Origin of the sequence: Vibrio sp. ABG19, assembly GCF_029962385.1 — a bacterium.
Classification (GTDB): domain Bacteria; phylum Pseudomonadota; class Gammaproteobacteria; order Enterobacterales; family Vibrionaceae; genus Vibrio; species Vibrio ostreae.
The window spans coordinates 633613-653271 of the sequence record NZ_CP071708.1 but is presented as its reverse complement, the minus strand read 5'-3'; the positions used below and the strand labels follow the sequence as shown (position 1 = coordinate 653271).

At 49.4% G+C, this 19659-nt stretch carries 17 protein-coding genes; 14 read left to right on the top strand and 3 right to left on the bottom strand.

The window, feature by feature from the left end; genetic code table 11:
* Positions 1–186: 186 nt before the first annotated feature.
* The 6 genes from brnQ to J0X00_RS09150 all read left to right on the top strand — a co-directional run bounded on the left by brnQ (position 187) and on the right by J0X00_RS09150 (position 7978).
* Positions 187–1500: a branched-chain amino acid transport system II carrier protein gene (gene brnQ / locus J0X00_RS09175; RefSeq protein ID WP_136486234.1), complete on the top strand. Its 1314-nt coding sequence runs from the start codon at positions 187–189 to the stop codon at positions 1498–1500.
* Positions 1501–1671: 171 nt separating this feature from the next.
* Positions 1672–2770 (top strand): peptide chain release factor 2 gene (gene prfB, locus J0X00_RS09170; RefSeq protein ID WP_136486236.1). Its coding sequence is split into 2 segments (ribosomal slippage): positions 1672–1746 and positions 1748–2770, totalling 1098 coding nucleotides; the frame shifts between segments, so codons are not numbered across the junction.
* Positions 2771–2802: 32 nt separating this feature from the next.
* Complete coding sequence (lysS, locus tag J0X00_RS09165; protein WP_136486238.1) at positions 2803–4335, top strand: lysine--tRNA ligase; 1533 nt, start codon at positions 2803–2805, stop codon at positions 4333–4335.
* Positions 4336–4599: 264 nt separating this feature from the next.
* Positions 4600–5934: a cyclic-di-GMP-binding transcriptional regulator VpsR gene (gene vpsR / locus J0X00_RS09160; RefSeq protein WP_136486240.1), complete on the top strand. Its 1335-nt coding sequence runs from the start codon at positions 4600–4602 to the stop codon at positions 5932–5934.
* A 129-nt stretch (positions 5935–6063) separates the two neighbouring features.
* The gene (locus J0X00_RS09155) at positions 6064–7257 is read left to right on the top strand and encodes an ISL3 family transposase (protein ID WP_282476786.1); all 1194 of its coding nucleotides are present in this window, start codon (positions 6064–6066) and stop codon (positions 7255–7257) included.
* Positions 7258–7726: 469 nt separating this feature from the next.
* Positions 7727–7978 (top strand): DUF1127 domain-containing protein, encoded by a 252-nt coding sequence (locus J0X00_RS09150; RefSeq protein ID WP_136486242.1) that lies wholly within the window; start codon positions 7727–7729, stop codon positions 7976–7978.
* 50 nt (positions 7979–8028) lie between these two features.
* On the opposite strand, the gene J0X00_RS09145 is transcribed toward J0X00_RS09150, so the two are convergent.
* A complete protein-coding gene (locus J0X00_RS09145) occupies positions 8029–9063 on the bottom strand; it encodes an NADP(H)-dependent aldo-keto reductase (protein ID WP_282477949.1) in 1035 nt (344 codons plus the stop codon).
* 260 nt (positions 9064–9323) lie between these two features.
* Between J0X00_RS09145 and J0X00_RS09140 the strand changes: the two genes are divergently transcribed.
* Complete coding sequence (locus J0X00_RS09140; RefSeq protein ID WP_282477948.1) at positions 9324–9635, top strand: DUF6482 family protein; 312 nt, start codon at positions 9324–9326, stop codon at positions 9633–9635.
* Positions 9636–9721: 86 nt separating this feature from the next.
* Here J0X00_RS09140 and mutH read toward each other — a convergent pair whose 3' ends face one another.
* Positions 9722–10387, bottom strand: coding sequence for a DNA mismatch repair endonuclease MutH (gene mutH / locus J0X00_RS09135; protein WP_136486248.1), 666 nt, complete (start codon positions 10385–10387; stop codon positions 9722–9724).
* Between the two features lie 620 nt (positions 10388–11007).
* Here mutH and rppH point away from each other — a divergent pair.
* From rppH to J0X00_RS09110, 5 genes are read left to right on the top strand one after another with little or no spacing between them, the layout of a single operon-like run.
* Complete coding sequence (gene rppH, locus J0X00_RS09130; protein WP_168797031.1) at positions 11008–11526, top strand: RNA pyrophosphohydrolase; 519 nt, start codon at positions 11008–11010, stop codon at positions 11524–11526.
* A gap of 2 nt (positions 11527–11528) precedes the next feature.
* Positions 11529–13775, top strand: a complete 2247-nt coding sequence (ptsP, locus tag J0X00_RS09125; protein WP_136486252.1) for a phosphoenolpyruvate--protein phosphotransferase — start codon at positions 11529–11531, stop codon at positions 13773–13775.
* A gap of 9 nt (positions 13776–13784) precedes the next feature.
* On the top strand, positions 13785–14579 hold the full coding sequence (locus J0X00_RS09120) for a sulfite exporter TauE/SafE family protein (RefSeq protein ID WP_282477947.1): 795 nt from the start codon (positions 13785–13787) through the stop codon (positions 14577–14579).
* 34 nt (positions 14580–14613) lie between these two features.
* On the top strand, positions 14614–15414 hold the full coding sequence (lgt, locus tag J0X00_RS09115) for a prolipoprotein diacylglyceryl transferase (RefSeq protein ID WP_282477946.1): 801 nt from the start codon (positions 14614–14616) through the stop codon (positions 15412–15414).
* Positions 15415–15438: 24 nt separating this feature from the next.
* Positions 15439–16290, top strand: coding sequence for a thymidylate synthase (locus J0X00_RS09110; protein WP_218562732.1), 852 nt, complete (start codon positions 15439–15441; stop codon positions 16288–16290).
* Between the two features lie 186 nt (positions 16291–16476).
* On the opposite strand, the gene J0X00_RS09105 is transcribed toward J0X00_RS09110, so the two are convergent.
* Positions 16477–17625, bottom strand: coding sequence for a Na/Pi symporter (locus J0X00_RS09105; protein WP_282477945.1), 1149 nt, complete (start codon positions 17623–17625; stop codon positions 16477–16479).
* A gap of 415 nt (positions 17626–18040) precedes the next feature.
* On the opposite strand from J0X00_RS09105, the gene nhaR reads away from it, so the two are divergent.
* Complete coding sequence (gene nhaR, locus J0X00_RS09100) at positions 18041–18931, top strand: transcriptional activator NhaR (protein WP_282477944.1); 891 nt, start codon at positions 18041–18043, stop codon at positions 18929–18931.
* 252 nt (positions 18932–19183) lie between these two features.
* Positions 19184–19480: a metalloregulator ArsR/SmtB family transcription factor gene (locus J0X00_RS09095; RefSeq protein WP_136486264.1), complete on the top strand. Its 297-nt coding sequence runs from the start codon at positions 19184–19186 to the stop codon at positions 19478–19480.
* The last annotated feature ends 179 nt before the right edge of the window (positions 19481–19659 follow it).

Below are 19659 nucleotides of genomic sequence, written 5' to 3'. Positions count from 1 at the left end.
ATTTTTGTATAAAGGTGTTAATGGCTGCTTTTTGATTTTAGGTTTGAATTAATCTCTCGTTTTGGTCGTTATACTTGCCAAAAACGACCTGTTTCGTCATTATTCGCCCCCTGCTGGTGGTTAGAATGGTGATATTCTAACCAGTGCATACACAACGTTCATTACATTAATAATTAAGGGTTATCTGTGAAGCAGACGTTAAAACTAACAGATATTGCCGCTTTAGGCTTTATGCTTTTCGCGTTCTTTTTGGGCGCTGGTAACATCATTTTTCCGCCGTTGGCGGGCCAGTTAGCGGGTGAGCATTTGCTGCCTGCCATGGGTGGATTCCTGTTAACGGCAGTGGGCCTGCCACTGCTGGCGATCATTGCTGTCGCCATTGCCGGCGGTAGTTGGCAGCATCTGGCCAAAGATCTGCCGAGCAAGGTTGCTGCTCTGATTGCGGTGCTGATTTTTATCATCATTGGTCCTGCTTTTGCGGCGCCGCGTACCGGTCTGGTGGCTTATGAAATGGCGGTCAGTCCGCTGTTTGCTGAAGCAACCCAACTGCACCTGACTATTTTCTCGATTGTCTTCTTCCTGATCGCGATGTTCTTCTCCTGGTCCCAGGGCCGCCTGATTGATCTGATTGGTAAGTTGCTGACTCCGGCACTTTTCATTGGTCTGATTGTGCTGGCTGTTGCGGTGTTTATTGATCCGCAGGGTGAGTGGATGCCGGCTTCAGGTCCTTATGCGACCCAGCCGTTTACCAAAGGCTTTTTGGAAGGCTACAACACCATGGACACCCTGGCGGCACTGATGTTCGGCATGCTGATTGTCGATGCGCTGCGTAATAAAGGCATTACTGAGGCGCGTGCAACCACCAAGTATCTGATTAGCTCTGCCTTTATTGCCGCGTTTGGTCTGGCCGCTGTCTATACTTCGCTGTTCTACCTTGGATCGACCAGTGCTACCGTGGCCGCTGGTGCCGATAACGGCGGTTATATTCTCAGCCAGTACGTGCAGGCCCTGTTTGGCCCGTATGGCCAGATTGTGTTGTCCGCGATTGTGCTGCTGGCCTGTCTGACCACCGCAATTGGTCTAATCTCGGCCTGTTCGGAATACTTCAGTTCACTGACGTCACTCTCTTACCGCAGTTGGGTGATCATTGTCGGTGTCGCGTGTGCGATTGTGGCCAATGTTGGTCTGTCGCAACTGATTTCGCTGTCGATTCCGGTGCTGGTGGCACTGTATCCGGTCGCGATTGCGCTGGTTCTGCTGACCTTTGTGCGTAGTAAACTGGCTAATCCGATGATGGGGTTTCGTGTGGTGACTCTGGTTGCTTTCCTGTTCGCGCTGATTGATGCGGCGAAAGTGGTGGGTCTGGATGTCTCTTTCTTCGAAGGTTTGCCACTGTTTGGAGTCGGCCTGGGCTGGATCCTGCCAACCTTTATCGCGCTAGTCGTGATGTGTTTTGTTAGTGGTTCATCGGCACAAAAGCTGGCGCGTGATAATGCGTAAGCTCAAATAGAAACGAAAAAGCGGATGAGCAATCATCCGCTTTTTTTGTGCCCGGATTTTGCTGCGCCCACAGCGTTCCCGCGCGAGAATGTGACGAATTTTTCCTGTATCTTCGTCACATTTTTCAGTAGAATTCTGCGGTTAAATTCTATTCATTAAGCAAAAGCAATCATGTTTGAAATCAATCCAATTAAAAACCGTATTCAGGATGTGTCACAGCGCACAAATGTCCTGAGGGGGTATCTTTGACTATGACGCCAAGAAAGAGCGTCTAGAAGAAGTCAATGCAGAATTAGAACAACCGGACGTATGGAACGAACCTGAGCGTGCTCAAGCGCTGGGTAAGGAACGTGCCTCTCTGGAAGCTGTGGTCGATACTATCGATCAGCTTGACCAGGGCCTCGAAGATGTCGAAGGCCTGCTGGAACTGGCGATTGAAGCAGAAGATCAGGAAACGTTCGATGAGATCGGCCCTGAACTGGACGAGTTGGAAACCAAGCTGGAACAGCTGGAATTCCGTCGCATGTTCGCCGGCGACCACGACAGCTCTGATTGTTACCTCGATTTGCAGGCGGGCTCCGGTGGTACAGAAGCACAAGACTGGACATCAATGATGCTGCGCATGTATTTGCGCTGGGCAGATGCCAAAGGCTTCAAGACTGAAGTTATCGAAGTGTCAGAAGGTGAAGTTGCCGGTCTGAAATCGGTTACGGTACGGATTTCCGGCGATTACGCTTACGGCTGGCTGCGCACCGAAACCGGTGTTCACCGTCTGGTGCGTAAGTCTCCGTTTGACTCCGGCGGCCGTCGTCACACCTCGTTTGCTTCTGCATTCATTTACCCAGAGATTGATGACAACATCGCAATTGATATTAACCCTGCTGACCTGCGTATCGACGTATACCGCGCGTCTGGTGCGGGTGGTCAGCACGTGAACACCACGGAATCTGCGGTACGTATTACCCACGTTCCGACCAACACTGTGGTGCAGTGTCAGAATGACCGTTCTCAGCACAAAAACAAAGATCAGGCGATGAAACAGCTGCGCGCAAAACTGTTTGAGCTTGAACTGCAAAAGCAAAATGCTGAGAAGCAAGCCAACGAAGACGCGAAGTCGGACATTGGCTGGGGCAGCCAGATCCGTTCTTACGTACTGGATGACTCGCGAATCAAAGATTTACGCACCGGCGTTGAAAACCGTAACACGCAAGCGGTTCTTGACGGTGACCTAGACAAATTTATCGAAGCTAGCCTGAAATCAGGTCTTTAAGCTTTTTACCGACAAAACAGGGTACATGCAAAATGACTGATGCTGTTCAAAATGAAACGAATCAAGCACAAATCACGCAGGAAGAAAACAAACTGATTGCAGAGCGTCGCAGTAAGTTAGAGCATATCCGTCAAGGTTGTAAGGCGAACGGTCATCCGAATGATTTCCGTCGTGACAGCCTGGCGGGCGATCTGCAAGCCGAGTTCGGTGAAAAGAGCAAAGAAGAGCTGGAAGCGCTGAATCACGTCGTGGCGATTGCAGGTCGTGTGATGGCAAAACGTGGTCCTTTCCTGGTGATCCAGGAAACGTCTGGCCGCATTCAGGCTTACGCATCGAAAGACGTACAAAAAGCACTGAAAGAGCAGTACCACGGTCTGGATATCGGCGATATCGTTGGTGTTAAAGGCGCGCTGCACAAGTCCGGCAAAGGTGATCTGTACGTCAACATGGAACAGTACGAACTGCTGACCAAAGCACTGCGTCCTCTGCCGGAAAAATTCCACGGCCTGACTGACCAGGAAATGCGTTACCGTCAGCGTTACGTCGATCTGATCGTCAATGAAGATTCACGTCACGCGTTTATTATCCGTTCTAAGCTGGTCGCGGCTATCCGTAACTTTATGAGCTCAAAAGGTTACCTGGAAGTAGAAACGCCGATGATGCACGTGATCCCGGGTGGTGCCACTGCCCGTCCGTTCGTGACTCACCACAACGCGCTGGACATCGATATGTACCTGCGTGTCGCACCTGAACTGTACCTCAAGCGTCTGGTTGTGGGTGGTTTTGATCGTGTATTCGAAATCAACCGTAACTTCCGTAACGAAGGTCTGTCACCACGCCACAACCCTGAATTCACCATGATGGAATTCTACCAGGCGTACGCAGATTACAAAGATCTGATGGATCTGACGGAAGAGATGCTGAGCACAGTTGCTCTGAATGTACTGGGTTCAACGTCAATGCCTTACGGTGATGAGACGGTTGAGTTTGGTGGTACTTACGCCCGCATGAGTATGCTGGAAGCGATTAAGCACTACAACCCGGATCACGCTGAGATTCAGGCGCTGGATTACGATAAAGTTCAGGATCGTGCGCACATGGTCGCCATCGCGAAATCTGTGCATGTTGAGGTAGAACCGTTCTGGACCTGTGGTCAGCTGCTGGAAGAGATCTTTGGTGAAACTGCTGAGCCAAAACTGATTCAGCCAACCTTCATCACCGGTTACCCGGCAGACATTTCACCGCTGGCACGTCGTAACGACGAGTTCCCGTTCATCACTGACCGCTTCGAGTTCTTCATCGGTGGCCGTGAAGTCGCCAATGGCTTCTCGGAGTTGAATGATGCTGAAGATCAGGATGCGCGTTTTAAAGCTCAGGTTGAAGCAAAAGATGCGGGTGATGATGAAGCGATGTTCTACGATGCGGACTACATTACTGCTCTGGAACATGGCCTGCCACCAACAGCAGGGCAAGGTATCGGTATCGACCGTCTGGCGATGCTGTTCACCAACACGCACACTATTCGTGATGTGATCTTGTTCCCAGCAATGCGTCCTCAGGCGTAACTGCTCACAATATCAATAAAGGCCGCCAGTTATGGCGGCCTTTTTATTTGTGGTGATTTTCGGTTTTTGCCGGATGAATTTCATCGCTATTTCTTGAAGCAAGATGGCGCTTTTGCGTTATTGAGCGCTAGAAAGTTTTCAATTTTCTTTATAGTCTTATGTTTGAGACAGACTCCACTCACAAGTGCCGTTAATGTAGCGTCAGTGGTGAAAGTGCCAAAAGTCGCACTGGATAAAAATGGTATAACAATAAGGAATCAGTTGATGGGTACTCAATTCCGCATGGATTCCGTGCCGGGTTCATTGATCGTAGTCGGTGGAACCTACGAGCCCTGGTTATCGGTTTTAGAACAAGTAGGATGGCGTTGCACGCAGTGTGCGGATCTGCGTAAAGCCGATCTGCTGTTTTCTGAAACAGGGCCATGTATTGGTATTGTGGATCTCAGCCACGATGAATTCAGCCTTAATGGTATTGCCAATCTGGTCAGCAGCCATAAACAAGTGCGCTGGCTGGCGTTTATTCGCGAGTCTCAGCTCAGTTCAGATACGATTTGCCAGTTTATCGTCAACTTTTGTATCGACTTCTTTACTGCCCCGATCCCGGATGCCCAGTTGCTGAGTACTATCGGCCACCAGCTCGGTATGCTCAAGCTGGAGAGAAAGGTCTGGCCGCATTTTGGTGCGAACGGTGATATGGGTCTGATGGGCGATTCGATCCCGGTTAAGCGTCTGCGCGATCAAATCAAGCGTATCGGCCCGACTGATGTCAGCATCCTTATCTATGGTGAGAACGGCTCCGGAAAGGGGAGTGTGGCGAAAGCGATTCACAAAACCTCAGCCCGGGCGCAGAAACCGTTTGTCTCGGTTAACTGTCGTGCGATGTCAGAAAGCCGCCTCGAATGCGAATTGTTTGGTATCGGCTGTGATGATAAAGGGTCGACGCCGTTGCTTTATCAGGCCGATGGCGGCACCTTGCTGCTCAACGATATTCTTACCATGCCAAAAAGCCAGCAGCTTAACCTGTTGCGTTTTCTGCAGGAAGGGACGGTGGAAACGGCGCAGGGAATGAAAGCGGTGGATGTGCGTATTCTGGCCGCGAATGCCTCGGATATTGAGAAAGCCCTGATCGACGGTGATTTTAACGAAGAGCTGTACCATTACATCAATGTGCTGCGCATTAACGTCCCCAGTCTCAAAGAGCGCGCCAGTGACATTGCTATACTGGCGAAGCATTTTCTGGTGGAGTATTCCAAAGAGTACAATGCCCAGGCGCGTAGTTTTTCTGAGGATGCGATGCGTGTGCTGACCCGCTATCACTGGCCGGGTAATGTGCGTGAGTTGATGAATCAGATTAAGCGCGTCGTGCTGATGTCGGATTCAGTGATGCTGGAAGAGTCGGATCTCGATCTGCCTAAGCGCGGTGACGGCAAGCGCAGCCTGAAAAGCATTCGCGAGCGTAGCGAGCGTGATGCCCTGTTGCTGGTGCTGGAATCCCATTCCGGCCAGGTTTCGACTGCGGCGAAGGAGCTCGGTGTGTCGCGTGCCACCATGTACCGATTGCTCAATAAACACAATCTGATTTCGGACGGGTCATTTTAATTGACCGTAAAAAGCCACTTCGGTGGCTTTTTTTAGGTTCATCGCGGATTAGCGGGAACTTAAAACAAAAACGGTAGTAAGTGATAAGGTTACATCGCCAAACACAACCTTACACAAACTACCGTTTTCATGCCGAATCATACTTTCCTATCATCGTTCTGGGAAGGCTTTCATGTCGTAAAGTCTGTACAAACGTCTTCTCTCATCACGATTACTCTCCAACCCAGCACAACTGCTCGATGTTCATGTGGGCAACATGTTCAAGCCATACATGATTATCAGTGGCGCACGATTAAGGAAGCGATGATTCTCGGCGTACCCGTCGAGCTATCCCTACAAACAAGGCGTATCAAGTGCCCTGACTGCGGTATCAAAACCGAATCTATTTCTTGGCTTGAACCTTTTGCTCGCCTGACTAACCGCTTAAGAAGTTACATTGAGCAGTTGTTGCCTCTTCTTCCTATCAAACATATTGCCCAGATGACGGGGGTTCATTGGCATACGATTAAGGCGATAGATAAGCGTCGGCTGCAACATGTGGTGCCAGAGGTTAACTGGGCAGAGCTGAGACAACTGGTCATGGATGAGTTTGCTCTCTTCAAGGGACATCGTTATGCCACTGTTATCGCGGATGCTAAGACGCATCAAGTGCTTTGGATAGGCGTCGGACGCAGCCGAAAAGATATCCGTCCCTTCTTTGAATTACTCGGTGAGCATAGCCAGAACATAGAAGCGGTTGCAATGGATATGAATACGGCTTTCGACTTTGAAGTGCAGCAACATTGTCCTAACGCCCGCATTGTGTACGACTTATTCCACGTGGTCGCCAAATTTGGCCGGGAAGTGATGGATAGAGTCAGAGTTGACCAAGCTAATCAACTCAAACAGGACAAGAAAACGCGCCAATGGGTGAAACGTTCACGCTGGGTTCTCCTCAAAAACAGAGCTAATTTAGACGGTAAGCAGGAGAGCTATCTGAGTGAGATACTGAGCATGAACAAGGACTTAATGGTGACGTATTTACTTGGCTCTCAGCTTAAAGAGTTATGGAGGTGTCAGTCGGAAAGAGAAGCGGAAGACTTATGGGACGTATGGTGGGAGCAAGTTCAAGAAAGCGGGATCAAGCCGCTTATGGACTTCGCGAGAAAGCTCAAACCGTATCTTCATGGCATCGTTGCTTCTGCAAGCTACCCACTCAATACCTGTACGCTCGAAGGGATAAACAACAAGATAAAGTTAATCAAACGAATGGGCTACGGTTACCGAGATATCGATTACTTTTTTTTAAAGATAAAAGCGGCTTTCCCCGGAAAGCCGCGATGAACCTTTTTTTATCGCTGATAAAACACTCAGGCAGTGAAAAGTATTGCATATCCAGAATCAATGGATTGATTTTCATTATATACAACTGGTGATGGCCTTGATTCTGGCTGGATGCATTGTTTTAGCCACTAAACAAGATTAAGGGTTGAACAATATTCTCAGTTGATTATTATTTAACCGTAAGCCTAGCTTACTGAAAATACACTTCTTTTTGGATTAATGACTTTGCTGGGAGGCGCAACATGACAACGTTCAATTCTGTTCATCTGCATCGCGCTTGCCATCATGCTATCAAATCTGTGACCGCTGTTGTGGTGGTTCGAGGTCATGATTGCCTGATTTCAGCATCGTCGTAAATTAATCCGTACCCTGTCAGGCTGCGGAAAACAGCCGCGCACAGGGATTACCACGTTTTATACCCATCGTCAGGTCTGTTTTCCCAGTCAGAATTAATAACTGGAGAAACATCATGCGTCATTCAATTTATCTGCAGCTGGCTACCCTGTTACTGCGAGCCGACCTCCACCGTGAAGAGCGTGCCTGGAAACGTAAAGTGCGTCGCAGTGCTTATGACTTGCCCTGGCATAATACCCATTTGCTCAAAGATATCGGTTTGCAACCGGACGGTCGTCCGATTGGTCATAGCGAGCCGGATGAAGTCAAAGTAGAACGCCGTGTGCGTCATCTGCGCCGGATACTCAGTGCGCGAATACCGACGTAACGGTCCGGGGCTGGTGATAAGCCAGTCCCGGATTACTGCCATGATTGCAATTATGGGCAGGGATTGGAGTACTGGATGCCAATCTCTTCAATTTTAGCCATCAGCTCATCGCTGAGCACCACATCCAGGCTGTCGATGTTTGATTTCAACTGATCAAGATTGGTGGCACCAATAATATTCGAGGCAACAAACGGACGTTGATTGACGAATGCCAGCGCCATCTGGGCCGGATCCAGACCGAATTCGCGGGCCAGATCCACGTACGCTTCCGTTGCCTTGAGACCCTGCGGGGTAAAGTAACGTTTGAAGCGCTCGTACAGGCTACAGCGTGCGCCTTGCGGCCGTGCACCATTGAGATACTTACCGCTCAGCACGCCGAATGCCATTGGTGAATAAGCCAGCAGCTTAACCCCTTCGTGATGGCTGATTTCTGACAAGCCGACTTCAAAACTGCGATTGAGCAGGTTGTACGGGTTCTGGATCGAGACCATACGCGGCAGATCATGCTTTTCGGCCAGACGCAGATAGGTCATCAGACCCCACGGTGTTTCATTCGATACGCCGATATAACGAACCTTGCCCATTCGCACCAGATCGTTAAGTGCTTCGAGGGTTTCTATCAGGGTAATTTCCGACTGTTGTTCTGAATGCGGATAGTTCAGCTGACCAAAGGTATTGGTGATACGTTGTGGCCAGTGCAACTGGTATAAATCGATATAGTCGGTTTTGAGGCGGCTCAGACTGTCATCAATCGCCTGATGAATGTTGCGGTGATCGAGTGCCATATTATCGCGAATGTGCGGTACGTTACGCGGGCCGGCCACTTTAGTCGCCAGCAGCACTTTTTCACGCTTACCGGATTTCTCCAGCCAGTTACCGATAAATTGTTCCGTTTTGCCCTGCGTTTCTGCTGTCGGGGGCACCGGATACATTTCTGCAGTATCAATAAAATTGATCCCGCGCTCCAGGGCGTAGTCGAGCTGACTGAAGGCTTCTGCCTGTGTATTTTGCTCTCCGAATGTCATGGTTCCGAGGCACAGTTTACTGACTTCAAGGCTTGAGTGAGGCAGTTTAGTGTATTGCATAATCCTTCCTTGTCTGAGTGCAAACAGAGGGCTGATCCTTATCGTCCATGAGCCGTATCAGACTTAACTCTGATCAGAGGCGTACAGGCTGAATGGATAGCATCTTGAAACACATCGGCTTTTAATTTCAATCCCACTATAAGCCATCCGTCAGGGCAAAAGGAAATGAAATTTGTTCGCACACTGAGTGCGGCGCTCGGCATGGTAAAAGATTGAGCCTGGTCATCAGTCGGCTACACTGGATAGAAAGGAGGTGACGTATGCACAAACAACAACTGGATAAATGGTTGCATGGTATGCATAAGCCGGGGGCACCCCTGCCCAAGGTATATGTCATAGGATGTGCTGATGCCACGCACTACACGCTTGGGGTCGAAGTCAGGCACCGGATTGAACCTTTGATGAAAGGAGATGAGCCGATGCATTTTTCCTCGTTGGATGCCGCTAAACAGGAATTAGCCCAGCTTGGATTTGCTCAGGCTTACCTGCGTATGAGCTGCGCTTACGAAGAGTGTGGTTTAGAGGGAGGGCAGAGATACAGTGAGATCCCTCTGCTGTTAACCCGGCACTAGACTGATTTATTGCAGGCAGGCCTTTGGGGCCTGCCTGCATCTCTGATTACTGTCGTTCAACTGCCTGATCCGGTCAACGCTCCGTCTCAGGCGTAATACGAAGCCAGGATTCGGGCGGTAAACTGAGTACGCAGGTAAAACCCGCGCGGCAGAGTGCGAATTGGTTTGCCATTGCTGCCGTAGGCTTCGGTTTTGACCTTACCGTTGGCCGCTTTGGGCCTCAGTTGCAGGACTTCACCATGGCGGGCGGTGATCTGGCCGACTTTACCCAGCACGATAAACTCCATTAATTCTTCCCAGTCCGCCTTTAGCATCGCCTCTTCTTGCGCTGACGGACTCCAGAGCAGCGGCGATCCGACCCGGCGCTGGGCCAGTGGAATCTCCCGTTCACCTTCCACCGGCATCCACAGCACACGCGATAACTTATGGCGCACATGACTCTGTTCCCAGGTCAGTCCGTGTATTCCGGTCAGCGGTGCTACACAAACAAACGTGGTTTCCAGCGGTTTAGCACTGTAGCTGATCGGGATACTTTTCAGCTCGATGCCCAGTTTGGCAAAATCCTGCTCCGGTTTACTGCCGGCACTGGCGCCTAAATGCCATTCCAGTAATTGTCCGACCCAGCCTTTGTCCCGGGAGAGATCGTTGGGCACTGGTATCGCGGCTTCCGCGGCCAGATCGGCAAAGCTGACACCGGCAATCTGCCAGGCCCGATCGAGTAATTCTTGTTCGCTCTGGGGTTCAGGTTTCATAAAGCGTACTGCGGTCGTAAAAAGCCTATAGTAACAAAAAATGACGGGCAGAGGATCATGCAGATAAATTGATCAAAGTGGATAAAAGATCATCATTACCATAGTTATCCACAGTTCCTGGTGTTTATAGGGCGAAATTTATGGAGTATGTATGCATGAACAGGGGTTTGCCACAGGGATTTGTTGTTTTTCAGGCAGATTAAAAGTGTAGCTTTCCGGAACTGTGTGGATAACAGCTGGGTTGGTGGATCTTTGAGCACTGTTGGTTTTTGAATGATCTTTCGACACCTGCCCTGATGCGATAAGAAATTAAATTTACATTATTTATTGATATTTAAGGTTTTATTGATGTTTTTGTGATTTTTGTCCAATCCGGTGATGTGACTCTTCGTAGGTGTTTTTGCACAGTTCACACTCTTCTTCACATGGTTATTCACAGAAAACGTGAATAAATGTGGTCTATATCTCACTCTTTTGTTGATAACTTAAAATTTGAGCAAAAGTTATTCAATTATGCACTTGTCAGCGATAAATATTAGGTGAATCACATTAGTTAGTTTGCTCCTGTTGGGGATATGTGGAAAAATCAAAGCAATTAAGATTTTAATAGAGGTTTGCCAGTGATAGATGGCGATGGTTACCGGCTTAACGTCGGTATTGTGATTTGTAACAACCATGGTCAGGTATTCTGGGCGAAACGATACGGACAACACTCATGGCAATTTCCCCAGGGCGGAATCGATGAGGGTGAATCTCCTGAACAGGCAATGTACCGGGAGCTTTACGAAGAGGTTGGTTTAACAAAAAAAGATGTCAAAATCATTGCAACCAGTCGTCATTGGCTCCGTTACAAACTGCCAAAACGTCTGGTTCGGTGGGACTCTCAGCCGGTCTGTATTGGACAAAAACAGAAATGGTTCTTACTGCGTTTGGATTGCGATGAAGCTAAAATTAACATGCAACGTGGAAGCACCCCTGAATTTGATGGTTGGCGCTGGGTGAGTTACTGGTATCCAGTCAGACAAGTGGTCTCTTTTAAGCGTGATGTTTATCGTCGTGCCATGAAAGAGTTTGCGTCATTAGCGATGCCGTTTAGAGAACGAAAAGTGAAAGGTAAGCGCAAAAATCGAAGAGGATAGCGATGCTCTCTCAGCTACGGGATATAGTTGAACAAGTTTCAAAGGTAGAAGATGTCTATCAGGCGTTGGATATTTTTGTAAAGCAGACATGCAGTGCGATGAGCACTGAATGTTGTACTGTCTATCTCGCCAATGAGGAGATGCATCGTCTCGAACTGATGGCAACCCAGGGCCTGAAGTTCAAAGGGGATAAAATCCTGATCGACTTTGATGAAGGCCTGGTTGGCCTGGTCAAACGTTCTGCTGAGCCGATTAACCTGGCGGAAGCGTCTAAACACCCCAATTTCAAATATTTCAAGCAGCTTGGTGAAGAGGTGTACCAGTCGTTTCTTGGTACACCGATCATTTACCGTAAACAGGTGCTGGGCGTGCTGGTTGTGCAGCAAAAATCGCCACGTCTGTTTAGCGAAATGGAAGTCTCTTTCCTGGTCACTCTGGCGGCTCAGCTGGCCGTGATTATTGCCCATGCCCAGACCCAGGGCCACTGGCTGCTGAGTAAAAAGCAGCAGGCCATCAGTGGTATTCCGGCTTCCTCCGGGGTGGCAATTGGCGAGCTGTGGTGGGATGACTCACAGCCACAGCTGTACGATGTTGCCCCTGCCTCTACCCTTGATATGGATCGTGAACAGGAGTGGCTGGCGCGTGCAATTGAAAGTGCACTGGGCGATTTTCGTAAAATGCGTAAAAAGCTCGACAGTGAAATCAATAAAGAAGCCCTGGCGATCTTCGACCTGTTTACCCATTTACTCAACGATCCGATGTTGCGTAAGGATCTTAAAGCGCAGATCCTCAAAGGTGATCGCGCGGACTGGGCGCTGCGTCAGGTGGTGGAATCTTATTCCAACCGTTTTGCCCGCATGTCTGATAACTATTTGCGTGAGCGGGCCCAGGATGTGCGTGAACTAGGTCAGCGCCTGCTCTTTTTCCTCTACAACACCGAACATGAACAGCAGCAGATCGACAAGCCGATTATCCTGGTGGTGCGCGAACTGACAGCGTCGGTTCTGGCTGCTATGCCAAAAGATAAGTTACTGGCTGTGGTCTCGATGGAAGGGGCGGCTAACTCTCACGCGGCGATTTTATCGCGTGCGCTGGGGATCCCGGCCATAATGGGGGTATCGCTTAATCTTAAGCAGATTAACGGCAAAACCGGGATTGTCGATGGCTACAGCGGTAAGCTGTTTATCTCTCCGGCCAGACAGATTCTGGCTGAATACCGCTCTCTGGCTAATGAAGAGCGTGAATTGTCGCAAATGGTCAATGAGGCCATGGCGGAGCCGGCGTTTACCGAAGATGGTCAGCGTATCGAATTGCTGCTCAATGCGGGCCTGAGTGCCGACACCAATATAGCCGTCAATCAGGGCGTCGATGGGGTCGGGCTATACCGTACCGAAATTTCGTTCCTGCTCCAGCACCGTTTCCCGTCCGAAGAGGAGCAGATTCAGCAATACCGTACTGTGCTCTCGGCCTACCCTGACAAGCGGGTGGTGATGCGTACACTCGATATCGGTGGTGATAAACCGTTGCCATACTTGCCGATTGAAGAGGATAACCCGTTCCTGGGCTGGCGCGGGATTCGCTTTACTCTCGATCACCCGGACATCTTTCTCATTCAACTGCGGGCCATGTTGCGCGCCAGTTGTGAGCATCATAATCTGAGCATTCTGCTGCCGATGATCTCTGGTACCAAGGAACTCGATGATGCGATCAAACTTATCCATCAGGCCTATGAAGAGAGCGTTAAACTCGACGCCCGGGTTCGTATGCCGGAAATCGGCATCATGGTTGAAGTGCCTTCTATGTTGTACCTGTTACCGTTGATCGCCGATAAAATCGACTTTGTTTCGGTGGGAACGAATGATCTGACCCAGTATATGTTGGCCGTCGATCGGAACAATTCCCGGGTTGCTGATGTCTATGAATCGATGCATCCTGCGGTGGTGATGGCACTTAAGCAGATCCAGCAGATCTGTGAGCGTCACAACATTCCGGTTTGTGTGTGTGGTGAGTTGGCGGGTGACCCGATTGGCTCGCTACTGTTGATTGGCCTGGGCTATCAGGCCCTGAGTATGAACACTTCTAACGTGGCTCGGGTTAAATATCTGATTCGTCATTCCGAGCTGACCGAGCTGAGCGCGCTTGCTGACAAAGCGCTGATGCAACCTTACGGAAAAGAAATTTATAATATGATGCTGGCTTATTTCGAGGACAAAGGCTTTGCCGGCTTCGTACGTGCGGGAAAAAAATAGGAACAGAATGTGAATATAGAATTAATGGCCCTGTTGCTGTTATTGGGGTCAGTGGTCGGTGTGCTGGCGGGTTTGCTGGGCATCGGCGGCGGGCTGGTGGTAGTACCGGCTCTGCTGTTTCTGTTGCCTTATGCCGGAATTACACCGGACATTATCATGCAATTGGCTTTAGCGACCTCGCTCGCCACCATCATAGTGACCTCTGGCTCATCTGCAATCAATCATCTTAAACTGGGTAACGTCGACATGTTTGTCGTCAAATGGCTACTACCCGGCGTGCTGGTTGGTGGTTTTCTTGGCTCGGTGATCGCAGAATGGATCCCAAGTGAGTATCTGCCGAAAGTGTTTGGTGTCATTGTTGTGCTACTGGCGCTGCAGATGTTCCGCTCAATCAAATCAACCCGAACGCGACCGATGCCGGGGGCGGCGCTGACTAGTTTGTACGGCAGCGGCATCGGTATTGTCTCCAGCCTGGCCGGGATTGGCGGCGGTTCTTTGTCCGTACCTTTCCTCAATCACCACGGCGTCGAGATGCGAAAAGCGGTCGGTTCTTCTTCTGTGTGTGGCTGTATGATTGCGATTGCCGGTATGCTCGGTTTTGTGTTGCATGGCTTTCATGCCCAAGGGCTGCCTAAGTACAGTGTGGGTTATGTTTATCTGCCTGCGCTGGTGGCCATTGCCTCAACCTCAATGCTGACTACCCGGATCGGCGCCCGGTTGGCTACCCGTTTACCTACCGCGGTTCTGAAGCGTTTCTTTGCCGTTTTTCTGATGTTCGTCGCTGTATCTATGTTGATGCAATAATCTGATTTATCCAAAAACAAGAGAATACTAATTTATGTCTCAGGGCTATTTTGAGTTTCCTAATATTGACCCCGTCATTTTTTCTATCGGGCCAGTTTCTGTGCGCTGGTACGGCATGATGTATCTGGTTGGTTTCCTGTTTGCTATGTGGCTGGCGAACCGCCGGGCCGATAAGCCGGGAAGTGGCTGGAATCGTGAGCAGGTGTCTGATCTGTTGTTTGCCGCTTTCCTTGGGGTAGTGATCGGCGGCCGGGTTGGCTATGTGCTGTTCTACAACTTCGAGATGTTCCTGGATGATCCGCTTTACCTGTTTAAAGTGTGGACCGGCGGCATGTCATTTCATGGCGGTCTGCTTGGCGTTATTACGGCCATGTTCTGGTATGCGCATAAAAATCAGCGCACCTTGTTTGGTGTGGCGGATTTTGTCGCACCGCTGGTGCCGTTCGGCCTGGGGATGGGGCGCTTAGGTAACTTTATGAATGGTGAGCTATGGGGACGAGCGACCGATCTGCCTTGGGGGGTTGTGTTCCCGGGGGCGGGGCCGCTGCCGCGTCACCCATCCCAGCTATACGAATTTGCTCTGGAAGGCGTGGTGCTGTTCTTTATTCTCAACTGGTTTATTAAGAAGCCTCGTCCTTTAGGCTCGGTATCAGGGCTATTTTTGGCCGGATATGGTACATTCCGCTTCCTGGTTGAATTTGTCCGTGAACCGGATGCCCAGTTAGGCTTGTTTGGCGGTATCATTTCAATGGGGCAAATTCTTTCCACACCAATGATTTTTGGCGGCGTACTCTTAATGGTATGGGCCTACAAACGCGGCCGGTTCCAGGATTAGGCTGCGGCGAAGTAAGGGTTAGTAGTGAAACAGTATTTAGATCTTTGTCAGCGCATCGTCGATGAAGGCGTATGGGTTGAGAATGAGCGCACCGGTAAACGTTGTCTGACGGTGATTAATGCCGATCTCACTTATGATGTGGCTAATAACCAGTTTCCACTGGTGACCACCCGGAAAAGCTTCTGGAAAGCGGCAGTGGCTGAGTTACTGGGCTATATCCGGGGTTATGACAGTGCGGAAGATTTTCGCAAACTGGGGACGAAAACCTGGGATGCGAATGCCAATCTCAATCAGGCATGGCTGAATAATCCGTATCGCAAAGGTGACGATGACATGGGTCGGGTATACGGTGTACAGGGCCGCGCCTGGGCCAAGCCGGATGGTGGTCATATCGACCAGTTAAAAAAGATTGTTGATGATCTGAGTCGCGGTGTTGATGATCGCGGCGAAATTCTTAATTTTTACAATCCGGGTGAGTTTCACATGGGCTGTTTGCGTCCGTGTATGTACAGTCATCATTTTTCTCTGCTGGGTGATACCTTGTACCTGAACAGTACGCAGCGTTCGTGTGATGTTCCGCTCGGGCTGAACTTTAACATGGTTCAGGTGTATGCGTTTTTGGCCATCATGGCGCAGATTACCGGTCATAAGCCGGGGCAGGCATTCCACAAGATTGTCAATGCGCATATCTATGAGGATCAGCTTGAACTGATGCGTGATGTTCAGCTCAAGCGCGAGCCGCTGACAGCGCCGCAGTTCCACATTAACCCGGATATCAAATCGTTGCACGATCTGGAAACCTGGGTGACGCTGGATGATTTTGAAGTCACGGGTTATGAATTCCATGACCCGATTCAGTATCCGTTCTCGGTCTGACCTTGCTGTCCGCTGCAATATAGAAAACGCCGCTTGTTAGCGGCGTTTTCTTGTCTGTAGCAACCTATTTTTGCCTGAGTCAACTTATCGGCCGGCGACAATCTATAGTAAGGCTGAGCCTTCCTGATTCAGTTAATAAAAAAGCGCTTCCAAGGGAGAGCGCTTTGATCAGAGTCAATGGGGCGCTTAAGAGCTCAGCGCCAGAATCACACCCGGAAGCAGGATAAACAGTGATAGCAGATACAGCGCCACTACAGCTTTGTTTTTGACGGCCATTTCTGACAGCGCATCTGCGCCTTTCAGTGGCAGTTCACGCAGGAAAGGCACGCCGTAAATCAGTACCGTTGCCAGGACATTAAAGGTCAGGTGTACCAGAGCTATTTGCAGGGCAAACACCGCGAACTCACCGGAGACCGCCGTTGCTGCCAGCAGTGCTGTGATACAGGTACCAATGTTTGCGCCCAGAGTGAATGGATACACTTCGCGAACTTTCAGCACGCCAGTACCCACCAGAGGAACCATCAGACTGGTTGTGGTTGATGACGACTGAACCAGAACGGTGACTACGGTGCCGGAAAAAATTCCGTGCAGCGGTCCGCGGCCGATGGCGTTTTTCAAAATGTCACGAGCGCGACCCACCATCAGGCTCTTCATCAGTTTGCCCATCACAGTGATAGCGACAAAGATGGTCGCAATACCCAGTACGATAAGGGCTACACCACCTAGCACGTCCCCGAATGAGGCAAACTGATCTTGCAGCGCGCTGATCACAGGTTTGGTGATTGGTTTAATGAAGTTGAGCCCTTTCATGCTCATGTCGCCCGTTGCCAGCAGAGGTGATACCAGCCAGTGGGAGATTTTTTCCAAAATGCCGAACATCATTTCCAGTGGCAGGAAGATGACGACTGCCAGCACGTTAAAGAAGTCATGAATCGTGGCGCTGGCAAAAGCGCGCTTGAACTCTTCTTTACAACGCATGTGGCCAAGACTGACTAGGGTGTTGGTGACTGTTGTGCCGATATTAGCACCCATCACCATCGGAATGGCGGTTTCAACTGGCAGGCCTCCGGCAACCAGACCAACAATAATAGAAGTTACGGTACTGGAAGACTGAATCAGTGCGGTTGCAATCAGGCCTATCATCAGGCCAGCAATCGGATGGGAGGCAAATTCAAACAGGACTTTAGCCTGATCACCTGTGGCCAATTTAAAGCCACTGCCCACCATAGCCACCGCTAATAGCAGCAGATACAGCATGAAACCCAAGTTTGCCCAGCGCAGCCAACGTGTGGTACTTGAAATTGGCGCAGCTGCGGAAGTTGCTTGGTTGATCATTGTTTTCTCCATTGACCCTTGGATATTGTGTGGTCGGTTGTTGAATCTGTGCGCGATAGTAGAGCGTGAATATTGCAGTAATATGACAGAACGCTTTCAAATCGAGTGGTTTGTCATTTAGCTCATTTTCTGTACTGACTGGCTTGGTTGATTGTTTTGTAATTAACTGTTTTTAAGTTGTTTTTTTTGATTGAACTCTGCCGCTGGGGAAAGAAAAAATTTTAACGCTCAGCTCCTTTTTAGCCATTTTGGCGATAAAATTTATGTCAGCACTGTCATATTGAAAGGGATTTGTTTCGTAATTACTGAGTTTTTTGTGTATTTGCTTCGAAAATATCGAGTTTGTTGCGAAGCGGTCAGGGCTTCTGTTATAAACAAACTCACTCACTAGGTTTATCAATGACTGGCAATTACTATGTCTCATCTTAATTACAACCATCTTTATTATTTCTGGATGGTGTGCAAACAAGGTTCCGTGACTAAAGCTGCGGATGCACTGTTTCTGACTCCGCAAACGGTTACCGGCCAGATCAAAGCGCTGGAAGAACGCATGGCGGGCAAGCTGACTAAGCGCAACGGACGCAGCCTTGAGCCAACGGAACTGGGTCAGTTAGTCTTTAAATATGCCGACCGCATGTTTGGCCTCAGTTACGAAATGTTGGATATTGTGAATTACAGTCAGCGCAATAATGTGTTGTTTGATGTTGGCGTAGCCGATGCCCTGTCGAAACGGCTGGTGAGTAAAATCCTGATGACCACAGTGCCGGCTGACAACAGCATCCATTTACGCTGTTTCGAATCGACCCACGAAATGCTGCTGGAGCAGTTATCACAACATAAACTGGATATGATCTTGTCGGATTGTCCGGTGGATTCCGGTCAAAGCCCGGGTTTATTCAGTAAAAAGCTCGGTGAGAGTCATATGGGCTTTTTTTCCAGCGGCAGTCTGGATACCAGTGATTATCCGGCGGTACTGGAACAGCGTAAATTATTGATCCCGGGCAGTCGTACAGCGATGGGGAGAAAAGTACGCCAGTGGTTTGATCATCAGGGAATCCAGCCCAATATTCTGGGCGAATTTGATGACGCAGCGTTAATGAAAGCATTTGCCCGCTATCATCCCGAGGTGATTTTTATGGCACCGCTGATGTATATGAATGAGATGGAGCAGGAATTGTCGCTGCAACTGGTCAGCCGGATTGAAGAAATTAAAGAGGAATACTACGTTATTTTTGCCGAACGAATGATTCAGCATCCGGCGGTAAAGAATGTTTATGATGCTGATTTCAGCAATTTATTTGAATGAATATTTTATTACTGTTTACAAATAGATTACTATCACGCCACTGATAATCTCTTTGTAACCGCTTTCTTGGGCAATGATGATGTCGGTAATTTGAGGCGAACTGATGGACAGTCCGGGTTTTTTGACCCAGATTGTGGGATATCCATCATGACGGAAGTACGTAAGTACTTGGCGGTCAAGGACGCAGGCCGTTTGTGAATAAAAATAAATGCCATGGTTTGGCTGAAACGGTTATGTCAAAGAGGCTTACTCATGAACCTACAAGAAATGGAACAAAACTCCGCTCAGGCAGTGGTGCTGTTAAAGGCGATGGCGAATGAGAGACGGCTGCAGATCCTATGCTTACTGCATAATCAGGAGCTATCCGTAGGGGAACTGTGTGGCAGACTGGAATTGAGTCAGTCTGCGTTGTCACAGCATTTGGCCTGGCTGAGAAGGGATGGTTTAGTTGAGACGCGTAAAGAAGCACAAACTGTGTATTACACGCTCAGCAGTGATGAAGTAAAGTTGATGATTGAGTTACTGCATCGGTTGTACTGCGAGCCTTAATTTGGCCGTAGTGTCAGCGTTTTTGCTGTTATCCGTAGACAAGCAGGCAGGTTACGGAGATAAGAGCGCTGGGGCTACGATGCTATCGAGATGAATCATTGAGCTGAAAATCAGTAATTCGGTCGATAAAAAATGACAGGCAATAAAAAAACCGGCAGAAGCCGGTTTTTTTTATCACT